The sequence below is a fragment of the Kineococcus gurbantunggutensis genome (assembly GCF_050871925.1).
Taxonomy (GTDB): Bacteria; Actinomycetota; Actinomycetes; order Actinomycetales; family Kineococcaceae; genus Kineococcus.
In genome coordinates this window covers 1-10,591 of sequence record NZ_JBJLSG010000167.1, presented here as the reverse complement: position 1 = coordinate 10,591, position 10,591 = coordinate 1, and the positions used below count along the sequence as shown (strand labels likewise).

Annotated in this window: 10 protein-coding genes; 9 read left to right on the top strand and 1 reads right to left on the bottom strand. The window is 77.7% G+C overall.

Features of this window, described 5'->3' with window-relative positions:
* Positions 1–184 precede the first annotated feature (184 nt).
* The gene (locus ACRYR7_RS21575) at positions 185–1,105 is read left to right on the top strand and encodes an EamA family transporter (RefSeq protein ID WP_432574169.1); all 921 of its coding nucleotides are present in this window, start codon (positions 185–187) and stop codon (positions 1,103–1,105) included.
* A 36-nt stretch (positions 1,106–1,141) separates the two neighbouring features.
* Here ACRYR7_RS21575 and ACRYR7_RS21570 read toward each other — a convergent pair whose 3' ends face one another.
* On the bottom strand, positions 1,142–2,317 hold the full coding sequence (locus tag ACRYR7_RS21570) for a branched-chain amino acid ABC transporter substrate-binding protein (RefSeq protein ID WP_432574168.1): 1,176 nt from the start codon (positions 2,315–2,317) through the stop codon (positions 1,142–1,144).
* A 170-nt stretch (positions 2,318–2,487) separates the two neighbouring features.
* Here ACRYR7_RS21570 and ACRYR7_RS21565 point away from each other — a divergent pair, with 170 nt between their 5' ends.
* The 8 genes from ACRYR7_RS21565 to ACRYR7_RS21530 are packed head-to-tail and all read left to right on the top strand — an operon-like array spanning position 2,488 to position 10,541.
* Positions 2,488–3,864, top strand: a complete 1,377-nt coding sequence (locus ACRYR7_RS21565) for a sensor domain-containing phosphodiesterase (RefSeq protein ID WP_432574167.1) — start codon at positions 2,488–2,490, stop codon at positions 3,862–3,864.
* A gap of 48 nt (positions 3,865–3,912) precedes the next feature.
* Complete coding sequence (gene hemL, locus ACRYR7_RS21560; protein WP_432574166.1) at positions 3,913–5,283, top strand: glutamate-1-semialdehyde 2,1-aminomutase; 1,371 nt, start codon at positions 3,913–3,915, stop codon at positions 5,281–5,283.
* 29 nt (positions 5,284–5,312) lie between these two features.
* Positions 5,313–5,996: a histidine phosphatase family protein gene (locus ACRYR7_RS21555; RefSeq protein ID WP_432574170.1), complete on the top strand. Its 684-nt coding sequence runs from the start codon at positions 5,313–5,315 to the stop codon at positions 5,994–5,996.
* Positions 5,996–6,637, top strand: a complete 642-nt coding sequence (locus ACRYR7_RS21550) for a TlpA family protein disulfide reductase (protein WP_432574165.1) — start codon at positions 5,996–5,998, stop codon at positions 6,635–6,637. The genes ACRYR7_RS21555 and ACRYR7_RS21550 overlap by 1 nt, the downstream gene beginning before the upstream one ends.
* Positions 6,634–7,380, top strand: a complete 747-nt coding sequence (locus ACRYR7_RS21545) for a cytochrome c biogenesis CcdA family protein (protein WP_432574164.1) — start codon at positions 6,634–6,636, stop codon at positions 7,378–7,380. The genes ACRYR7_RS21550 and ACRYR7_RS21545 overlap by 4 nt, the downstream gene beginning before the upstream one ends.
* 5 nt (positions 7,381–7,385) lie before the next feature.
* Positions 7,386–9,230, top strand: a complete 1,845-nt coding sequence (resB, locus tag ACRYR7_RS21540; RefSeq protein ID WP_432574163.1) for a cytochrome c biogenesis protein ResB — start codon at positions 7,386–7,388, stop codon at positions 9,228–9,230.
* Complete coding sequence (gene ccsB / locus ACRYR7_RS21535) at positions 9,227–10,234, top strand: c-type cytochrome biogenesis protein CcsB (RefSeq protein WP_432574162.1); 1,008 nt, start codon at positions 9,227–9,229, stop codon at positions 10,232–10,234. Before resB ends, ccsB begins: the two co-directional genes overlap by 4 nt.
* 1 nt (position 10,235) lies before the next feature.
* Complete coding sequence (locus tag ACRYR7_RS21530) at positions 10,236–10,541, top strand: DUF4229 domain-containing protein (RefSeq protein ID WP_432574161.1); 306 nt, start codon at positions 10,236–10,238, stop codon at positions 10,539–10,541.
* Positions 10,542–10,591 lie beyond the last annotated feature (50 nt).

Here is a 10,591-nt window from a genome sequence, read left to right as displayed (position 1 = left end):
GCGCGGCTGACCCCGCGCGCGAGCAGGCGCGGGAGCGGCCCGCGGGACCGGCCCGCGGGAGCGGCCCGCGGGACCGGCGGGGGAGCCCCTGCTGGTGCGGCGGCCGGCTGGCGGGCAGGGTGGGGCGCGGGGGGCGGCGCCGGACCCGCCCGCCGGGGAGGGGTCTCGTGGTCGTCCCGCGCGGGTGCGCGCGCTGAGCACCGCCCTCGCCCACCGCGCCGGGCCGTGGAGCGGCCCGCTGCCCGTCCTGGCCGCCGCCGTGCTGTGGGGCACCACGGGCACCGCCGCCTCCTTCGCGCCGGCCGGCGCCGCGCCCGCGGCGGTCGGCTGCGCCGGCCTCGTCCTGGGCGGCCTGCTGCTGCTGCTCACGTCCCGCGGCGCCCGGGCGCTGCCGGCGGCCTGCTCCCCGCGCGAGCGGTGGCTGCTGGCCCTGGGCGCCCTCGCGGTGGCCGGGTACCCGGCCACCTTCTACCCGGCCGTGGCGCGCACCGGCGTCGCGGTGGCCACCGTCCTGGCCCTGGGCGTGGCGCCGGTGGTGACCGGGCTGCTGGCCTGGGCCACCGGCGGGGACCGGCCGGGCGCGCGCTGGGCCGGCGCCACCGCCGCGGCGGTGCTCGGCTGCGCCCTGCTCGTGCTCGGCCCCGGGCTGAGCGGCCACCGCGCGCCCGTGGACGCGCCGGGCGTGGCGGCGGCCGTGGCCGCCGGCACCTGCTACGGCGCCTACTCGCTGGTGGGCGGGCGGCTCATCGCCCGCGGGCACCCCTCGGGCGCGGTGGTGGGCGTGCTGTTCGGCGCGGCCGGGGTGCTCGTCCTCCCGCTCGTCCTGGCCGGCGGGACCTCCTGGCTGGCGCAGCCGCGCGGGGCGGCGGTGGCCCTGCACCTGGCGCTCTTCACCGTGTACCTGGCCTACCGGCTCTTCGGCCGCGGGCTGCGCAGCACCCCGGCCTCCACGGCCACGACGCTGACCCTGGCCGAGCCCGCCGTCGCCGCCGTGCTCGGGGTGGCCGTGCTGGGCGAGCGCCTGCCGGCGGCCTCCTGGGCCGGGCTGGCCGTCCTGGCCGCCGCCCTGGCCGCCCTGGCCGTGCCCGGGCGGCGGCGCGGCTGAGCGGCCCGGCCGGGCGGCGCGGCCGGGGGCCCCGCCCTACGAGCCGACCCGCTCGCCGGTGGTGATGGCGCCGCCGCGCACCACGTACGTCCACACCGACGTCGACGTCGGCTCCCCGGTGCTCGTGAAGCCCCACTCCTTGCTGACGCCGGTGCCGGTGTACGAGGCGACGAAGTCGCGCAGCTGCGCCCGCGTGGTGCGCCCCGCGTCCAGGCCGGCGAGCAGGACGTTCGCCGCGTCGAAGGACTCCGCCGCGTAGGTGCCCGGGTCCGCGCCGAACCGGGCGCGGTGGTCGGCGGCGAACGTGCCCCCGCTCTCCTCCGGCGGCAGGCACGGGCAGGTGAGCACCACGCCCTCGGCGGCCGCGCCCGCGGTGTCCAGCAGGCCCTGGTCCTTGGCGGCGTCGTCGGTGACGAACAGCGCCTGCACGCCGTTGTCGCGCAGCTGGCGCACCAGCAGCCCCGCCTCGGCGTAGTAGCCGCCGAAGTACACCGCGTCCGCGCCCGAGGCGCGCACCGCGGTCACCACCGCGGAGAAGTCCGTCTGCCCGGTCTGCACCGTCGCGCTGTCGGCCACCGCGGCCCCCAGGCCCTGGCGCACCAGGTCCGCCAGGCCCTTGCCGTACTCGCTGCCGTCGTCGACGACGAACACCCGCTGCGCCCCGCGCTGGCGCAGGTACGTCGCCGCGGCCGGGCCCTGCGTGGCGTCGTTGGACAGGGTGCGGAAGAAGTTCGTCCACCCGTTCGCCGTCAGCGCCGGGTTCGTCGCCGTGGACAGGCCCACCAGGTCGCCCTCGGCCATCACCGGGAAGGCCACCTTGGACTCCCCGGAGAACGCCGGGCCCACCAGGCCGACGACCTCCTCGTCGCGCACGGCCTGCGCGGCCAGGCCGGTGGCCTGCTCGGGGGCGCCCTGGGAGTCGTACTCGCGCAGGCCCACCTCGCAGGCGCCCTCGCGCGCGTTGTGCTGCTCCACCGCCAGCAGCGCGGCGTCGCGCACGTTGCCGCCGAGGTTGGCGTAGGGGCCGGTCAGCGCGGCGAACACGCCGATGCTCAGGCCCTCGCAGGAGCCGGCGCCGGGGGAGGGGGCCGCGCTCCCGCCGCCGGTGCCGCCGCCGGTGGTGCCGCCGCAGGCGGTGAGCAGCAGGAGCGCGGCCAGGGCGGCGGTCGCGGCCAGGGGTGCCGGGCCGGTGGGGCGGGGGGCGGGTCGCACGGTGCTGCTCCGGGGTCCGGGGACGGGGTGCCACGACGATGCCCCCACCGCGCGCCCCGGCGCAGCCGTTCGCCCCGATCCGCCGCCACCGCCGGTGACGGGGTGATCCGCCCGGGTGAAAGAGCGCCGCGGCGCTGGAGGGGGGACCACCGCGGTCCGACACACCCCTCGTGCCCACCGCTCCGCTCCACGCCCACGAGGGCGACCGGCTGGCGTCCGCCGCGAGCTACCGCTCCGCCGAGGCCGCCGGCGACCCCGCGCTGCAGGCCCTGGTCGAGGCAGCCGCGCGCGCCCTGGACGCGCCGGTGGCCGGGCTGTCCCTGATGGGCGCGCACGAGCAGCACTACCTGGCGCACGTGCGGGTGCCCACCGCCGTGCTGCCGCGCCACCTGTCGCTGTGCACCCACACCGTCTCCGGCGGGGAGCCCGTGCTCGCCGGCGACCTGACCGCCGACCCCCGCTTCGCCGACCACCCCCTGGTCACCGGCGAGCCGCACCTGCGCGCCTACGCCGGCGTGCCGCTGTTCGGGCGCGACGGGCTGCCCGTGGGCTCGCTGTGCGCGCTCGACGTGCGCCCGCGCGCGTTCGGGCCCGCCGACGTCGCCGTGCTCGAGCGCCTCGCGCGCGCCGCCGGGGAGCTGATGGAGCTGCACCGCCGCGACGCCGGCGCCGGCCTGGCCGGGCGCGACGTGCTCGCCGAGAGCCTGCGGCTGCGCCGCGCCGTCGACGACGGCGAGCTGCGCGTGCACTACCAGCCGATCACCGACCTGCGCACCGGCCGGGTGGCCGCCGTGGAGGCCCTGGTGCGCTGGCAGCACCCCGAGCACGGGCTGCTGCCGCCGGGGCGGTTCGTGCCCGTGGCCGAGGCCAGCGGCCTGGTCGTCGCCCTCGGCCGGCACGTGCTCACCGAGGCGTGCCGGCAGGTCGCCGCCTGGCGCGCCGCCGGGCCGGGCACCGCCGGGCTGCGCCTGGCCGTCAACGTCTCCGGCCGCCAGCTCGCCGAGCCCGGCGTGGTGGGCACCGTCCGGCGCGCGCTGGGGGAGGCCGGGCTGCCGCCGGGGGCGCTGACCCTGGAGCTGACCGAGACCGCCCTCGTGCACGGCACCGACGTGCAGCCGGCGCTGCGCGAGCTGCGCGCCGGCGGCGTGCGCCTGGCGCTGGACGACTTCGGCACCGGCTACTCCTCGCTGGCGTACCTGCGCGACTTCCCCGTCGACGAGCTGAAGGTGGACCGCGGCTTCACCGCCTCGCTGGGGGCGTCGCCGCGCTCGGTGAGCATCACCGCCGCCGCGGTGGGCCTGGCGCACGAGCTGGGCTGCGAGGTCGTCGTGGAGGGCGTGGAGACGCCGGAGCAGCTCGCGCACGCCGCGGGCCTGGGCGCCCGGTACGCCCAGGGCTACCTGCTGGCCCCGCCGCGGGCGGCCGGGGAGTGCGAGCTGGGCGCCACCCGGAGCGTGCCCGCGCCCGGCGGCGCGCACGGCCTCGTGCCCGCCCCGCGCCACCGGCGCGAGGCGGCCCGTGAGGTTCATCACGACGCAGCGTCGTAGACACCCCTGCGGAGGGCGCACCGCCCGGAGCTTGCGACACTGGAGCCCGTGACCGCGTCGACGCCCACCCCGGCGACCCCCGACCGCGACCGGACCGGCACCGCCGCCGTCCCGGCCTCCGCCGCCCTCTTCCACCGGGCCGGCGCCGTGATCCCCGGCGGCGTGAACTCGCCCGTGCGCGCCTTCCGCGCCGTCGGCGGCACGCCCCGCTTCACCGCCTCCGCCCGCGGGCCCTACCTCACCGACGCCGACGGCAACGAGTACGTCGACCTGCTGTGCTCGTGGGGCCCGATGATCCTGGGCCACGCCCACCCCGACGTCCTCGCCGCCGTGCGCGCCGCGGCCGAGCTCGGCTTCAGCTACGGCACCCCCACCGAGCGGGAGGTGGAGCTGGCCGAGGAGATCGTCGCCCGCGTCGAGCCCGTCGAGCAGGTGCGCCTGGTCAGCTCCGGCACCGAGGCGACCATGAGCGCGGTGCGCCTGGCCCGCGGCTTCACCGGCCGCCCCGTGGTCGTGAAGTTCGCCGGCCACTACCACGGGCACGTCGACGCGCTGCTGGCCTCCGCCGGCTCCGGCCTGGCCACGTTCGCGCTGCCGGACACCCCCGGCGTCACCGGCGCCGCCGCCGCCGACACCCTCGTGCTGCCCTACAACGACCCCGCCGCGCTGGCGGAGGTGTTCGCCCAGCACGGCGAGCGCATCGCGTGCGTCATCACCGAGGCCGCCGCCGGGAACATGGGCGTGGTGCCGCCGCGGCCCGGCTTCACCGCCGAGCTGCGCCGCCTGACCCGCGAGCACGGTGCCCTGATGATCTCCGACGAGGTGATGACCGGCTTCCGCGTCAGCCGCGCCGGCTGGTACGGCCACGAGGGCCTGGGCCCGCAGCACGCCCCCGACCTGCTGACCTTCGGCAAGGTCATGGGCGGCGGCTTCCCCGCCGCCGCGTTCGGCGGGCGCGCCGACGTCATGGCCCACCTGGCCCCCGCCGGCCCCGTCTACCAGGCGGGCACCCTGTCGGGGAACCCCGTGGCCACCGCCGCCGGCCTGACCACGCTGCGCGGGTGCACCGAGGAGGTCTACGCCGCCGTCGAGGGCGCGGCGCGCACCGTGCGCGAGGCGGCCTCCGCGGCGCTGTCCGCCGAGGGCGTGCCGCACCTGGTGAGCACCGCCGGCAGCATGTTCAGCGTCTTCTTCACCGACCTGGACGAGGTGCGCGACTACGACGACGCCCGCCGGCAGGACCTGGGCGCCTTCCGCGCCTTCTTCCACGCCATGCTCGAGCGCGGCGTGCACCTGCCGCCCAGCGCGTTCGAGGCGTGGTTCCTCTCCGCCGCGCACGACGAGGAGGCCCTGGGCCGGGTCCTGGAGGCCCTGCCGCACGCCGCGCGCGCCGCCGCGCAGGGGGCCGGGTCGCTGTGAGCGTCCCTCCCGTGACCGGCTCCGGGGACGTGCCCGGGCCCAGCGCGCCCCCCGGCGCCGAGCCGCGCGCCGGCGCCGGGCGCACCGTCGTGCACCTCGTGCGCCACGGCGAGGTCCACAACCCCGAGCGGGTGCTCTACGGGCGCCTGCCCGGCTACCGCCTCTCCGAGCGCGGCCGGGCGATGGCCGAGCGCCTGGCGCTGCACTTCTCCACCCGCGACGTCGCCTCCGTCACCGCCTCCCCCCTGCAGCGCGCCCAGGAGACCGCCGCCCCCATCGCCGCCGCGCACGGGCTGCCGCTGGGCACCGAGGAGCGGATCCTCGAGGCCGGCAACAGCTTCGAGGGCCGCCGCGTCACCGCCGGCGCCGGCTCGATCCGCGACCCGCGCGTGTGGCCCCGGCTGTGGAACCCGCTGCGCCCGAGCTGGGGCGAGGCGTACGAGGAGCAGGCGGCGCGGATGACGGCCGTGGTGCGCGACGCGCGCGACGCCTTCCCCGGCCGCGAGTCCGTCCTGGTCAGCCACCAGCTGCCCGTGTGGGTCACCCGCCTGCGCGCCGAGCACCGCCCGCTGTGGCACGACCCGCGCAAGCGCCAGTGCGCGCTGGCGTCGGTGACCTCCCTGGAGTTCTCCGGCCGCCGCCTGGTGTCGGTGTCCTACAGCGAGCCGTGCGCGGACCTGCTCGTGGGCGCCGACCCGGTGCCGGGGGCGTGATGCGCGCCCCCGCGCCGACCCCCGCCCGCCGCCGCGCGCTGGCCGGGGCGCTGCTGGCGAGCGCGCTGCTGGCCGGCTGCGGCGGCGGCGACGGCCTGCCGGCGGCGCAGGGGCAGAACTACGTCGCCGGCGACGGCACGATCGTGCAGACCCCCGAGGCCGAGCGCGGCGAGCCGCTGACCCTGAGCGGCACCGGCATCGACGGCGAGGAGATCGACCTGGCGCAGCTGCGCGGCCAGGTCGTCCTGCTCAACACCTGGTTCGCCTCCTGCGGGCCGTGCCGGGAGGAGGCCCCCGACCTGCAGCGCGTGTGGGAGGAGTACTCCGACCGCGGCGTGCGCTTCGTCGGCATCAACACCTACGACACCGCCAACGTGGCGCGCTCGTTCAACCGCAGCTACTCCATCACCTACCCCAGCGTGCTGGACGCCGAGTCCGGCCAGGCGATGCTCGCGCTGCGCGGCGTGGCCCCGCAGGCCACCCCCACCACGATCGTGCTGGACGCCGAGGGCCGCGTGGCCGCCCGCGTGTCCGGGCCGGCCAGCGCCTCCACGCTGTCCGCCCTGCTCGACGACGCCGGCGCCGCGCCGGCACCCGAGGGCGCGGCGGAGGGCGCGACCCCGACGGGGGCGCCGGCGTGACCGGGCAGCTGCAGCAGGCCGTCTCCGCCGGGCCCCTGCTGCTGGCGGTGCCGCTGGCGGCGCTGGCGGGGCTGGTCTCCTTCCTCTCCCCGTGCGTGCTGCCGCTCGTGCCGGGCTTCCTCGGCTACGTCACCGGCCTGACCGGCGAGGACCTGGCCCGCCAGCGCCGCGGCCGGCTGCTGGCCGGGTCGCTGCTGTTCGTCCTGGGGTTCTCCGCCGTCTTCGTCCTGGTGAACTTCACCGTCGGCAGCCTCGGGTACGCCCTGCAGGCGCACTCGGTGCTGCTGCAGCGCCTGCTCGGCGCCGTCGTCGTCGCCCTGGGCGTGCTCGTGCTCGCCTCGCCGCTGTGGGCGCAGCGCGAGCTGAAGGTGCGCTGGCGCCCGCGCGCGGGCCTGCTCGGCGCACCGCTGCTCGGCGTCGTCTTCGGCCTGGGCTGGGGCCCGTGCATCGGCCCGGTCTTCGCCGCGATCGTCGCCCTGGGCTGGCAGAGCGGCACCGCCGCGCGCGCCACCGGCCTGGCCGTGGCCTACTGCCTGGGCCTGGGGCTGCCGTTCGTGCTGGTCGCCCTCGGCTACGGCCGGGGCATGCGGGCGCTGGGCGTGCTGCGCCGGCACACCCGCGCCGTCAACGCCTTCGGCGGGGCGCTGCTCGTCGTCATCGGCGCGCTGCTCGTCACCGACGGCTTCAACGAGATCATGGGGTGGCTGCGCGGCCCCACCGCGAACTTCGAGACGGTGATCTGAGGCTCATGGCCCGTACCGACGAGACGCACCTGGACGACCTGCGCGACGCGTACCCCGACGCGCAGCCCGACCGGTCCGAGCGACCCGACGAGCCCGGCCGGCCCGCCCCGCGCGGGCGGCGCGGGCGACGGGGCCGCGCGCCCGCCCCGCAGGCGGCCCCGCTGGCCCCGCTGGAGCTGGCCCGCTACTGCTGGCGCCAGCTCACGAGCATGCGCACCGCGCTGTTCCTGCTCATGCTGCTGGCCGTGGCCGCCGTGCCCGGCTCCACGTTCCCCCAGCAGAACAACGACCCCGCCGGCGTGGCGCGCTGGCTGGACGAGCACCCCACCGCCGGCCCGTGGGTGGAGCGCCTGCAGGGCTTCCACGTGTACTCCTCGGTCTGGTTCTCGGCGATCTACCTGCTGCTGTTCATCTCCCTCATCGGCTGCGTCGTGCCGCGCGTGGGCGTGCACGCCAGGGCGCTGCGCTCGCAGCCGCCGCGCACCCCCGCCCGCCTGGACCGGCTGCCCGAGCACCGCGCCGCGCACCTGGACGCCGAGCCCGAGCGGGTGCTGCGCGCCGCCCGCTCCGTGCTGCGCGGTCGCCGCTTCCGCGTGCAGGTGCGCGAGGAGGCCGGCGGCGGCTCGGTGGCCGCCGAGCGCGGGCACCACCGCGAGACCGGCAACCTGCTCTTCCACCTGTCGCTGGTGGGCCTGCTGGTCTCCGTCGCCTCCAGTTCGCTGTTCTCCTACTCCGGCCAGCGCCTGGTCGTCGAGGGCCAGACGATGGTGGGCACCACGTTCGACAGCTTCACCTCCGGCGTGGGCGCCGACCCCTCCGACGTGCCGCCGTTCTCGATGCGCCTGGACTCCATGGACGTCGCCTTCGAGGCGCAGCAGACCTCCCAGATCGGCGAGCCGCGCCGCTTCGCCGCCAACGTCACCCTCACCGACGGCCCCGGGGAGGAGGCGCGCACCGAGACCATCCGCGTCAACCACCCCGCCCGGGTCGGCGGCACCCAGCTCTCGCTCTCCGGCAACGGCTACGCCCCCGTCGTCGTCGTGCGCGACGGGTCCGGCAACGTCGTGCAGGACGGCGCCACGCCGTTCCTGCCGCAGACCGGCAACTACGACTCCACCGGCGTGGTGAAGGTCCCCGACGCCCTGGACGCCGCCGGCGAGCCGGTGCAGATCGGCCTGCAGGGCGTCTTCCTGCCCTCGGCCACCGTCGGCGCCGACGGCAACCCCGTCTCCGGCTTCCCCGACCTGGCCAACCCCGTGCTCGTCATGCAGGCCTTCACCGGCGACCTCGGCCTCGACGACGGCGTGCCGCAGAACGTCTACGAGCTCGACGGCACCGGCCTGACGCAGGTCCTCGACGCGCAGGGGCGGCCCTTCGCGATCCAGCTCGCCCCCGGCGAGAGCGTGGACCTGCCCGGCGGGCTGGGCAGCGTCAGCTTCGAGGGCGTCAAGCGCTACGCCTCCATCGACGTGCGGCGCACTCCCGGGCAGACCCCGGCGCTGGTGTTCTCGCTGCTGGCCACCACCGGGCTGGTGCTCTCGCTGTTCCTGCCGCGCCGGCGCGCGTGGGTGCGGGTGCGCCCGGCCGCCGGCGGCGGCAGCGACGTCGTCGTCGCGGGCCTGGCGCGCGGCGACGACGCCGGCCTGGCGTTCGAGGTCGACGGGGTGCTGCACCGGCTGCGCGCGGCCGCGGGCGCGGCGGGAGCGGCGGCACCGGCGGGGGCGGCGGCGTCGCCGCCACCGGCCCCGGTGGGCGACGATGGGGACGAGCACGACGGCGAGGCCCGCGGCGCGGGCGGGCGCGGTGCGGACGAGGCGCGGGCAGGGGCCCGCACGGAGGAGGGACGATGACCGTCGACGAGAACGTCGCGCAGGTCAGCAACCTGCTGCTGTACTCGGCGATGACGGCCTACCTGGGCTCCTTCATCGCCTACGCGGCGGACCTGGCCGAGGGCGGCAAGGAGATCAAGGCCCGCGAGGGCCGGCGACGCGAGCGGGCCGCCGGGGTCGGCGCGACCGGCGGCACCGGCGAGGCCGGCACCGTGCTCACCGAGCCCGCCGCCGCGCGCCGGCGCCGCGGCGCCGCCGTGGGCACCTCGCTGTTCACCCTGGCGGCGCTGCTGCACCTGGGCTCCGTGATCGCCCGCGGCGTCTCCGTGCACCGCGTGCCCTGGGGCAACATGTTCGAGTTCGCCCTCACCGGCTCGCTCGTGGTGGCCGTCGGCTACCTCGCGGCCGTCGTGCGCGCCCGGCGCGCCGGCCTCGGCGGCGGCCGCGACGCCCGCTACCTGGGCACCTTCGTCGCCGGGCCCGTCCTGGCCACCCTGGGCATCGCGCTGCGCAGCTTCTACGTCGAGGCCAGCCAGCTCGTGCCCGCCCTGGACAGCTACTGGCTGATCATCCACGTCCTCGTGGCGATCCTGGCCACCGCGCTGTCCACCCTGGGCTTCTCCGCCACCGTCCTGCAGCTGACCCAGGAGAAGCGCGAGCGGGTGCGCGTCTCGGGCGGCCGGCCCGGCGGCGCCTTCATGGACGCCCTGCCCGGCGCCGTGGAGCTGGAGCGCACCGCGTTCCGCCTCAACGCCGTCGCCTTCGTGATGTGGACGTTCACCCTCATCGCCGGCGCGGTCTGGGCGCAGGTGGCCTGGAACCGCTACTGGAACTGGGACTCCAAGGAGGTGTGGACGTTCGTCATCTGGGTCGTCTACGCCTGCTACCTGCACGCCCGCGCCACCCGCGGCTGGGACGGCCGCCGCGCGGCCTGGCTGTCCGTGCTCGCCTTCGCGTGCATGATCTTCAACTACGTCGTGGTGAACATCTTCTTCCCCGGCCTGCACTCGTACGCGGGGGTGTGAGGTGGGGGCGACGCTGAAGTACACCGTCATGCGGCTGGGCATCTTCGTGCTGTGCCTGGTCGTCGTCAGCGCCCTGGGCGCCAAGGGCTGGCTGGCCCTGCTCATCGCCGCGGTCGTCTCCGTGCTGCTCTCGGTGGTGCTGCTGCGCCGCCAGCGCGAGGAGATGGCCGCCCGCCTGCAGCAGCACGTCGACGGGCGCGTGCGCGGCGCGCAGCCCGGCGCCGCGCCCACCGCCGCCCCGCGCGCGAAGTCCCGCTTCGCCCGCGGCGTGGACGACGACAACGCCGCGGAGGACACCGGCCGCTGAGCCGCACCGACCCACCGGCACGCGCGGGGGCCCGGGACCGTTCACGGTCC

Bases quoted from the DNA above. Each gene is read 5' to 3' on its own strand.
- ACRYR7_RS21550 (WP_432574165.1), top strand. From the start codon at position 5,996: ATGCGCGCCCCCGCGCCGACCCCCGCCCGCCGCCGCGCGCTGGCCGGG.
- resB (WP_432574163.1), top strand. From the start codon at position 7,386: ATGGCCCGTACCGACGAGACGCACCTGGACGACCTGCGCGACGCGTAC.
- ccsB (WP_432574162.1), top strand. From the start codon at position 9,227: ATGACCGTCGACGAGAACGTCGCGCAGGTCAGCAACCTGCTGCTGTAC.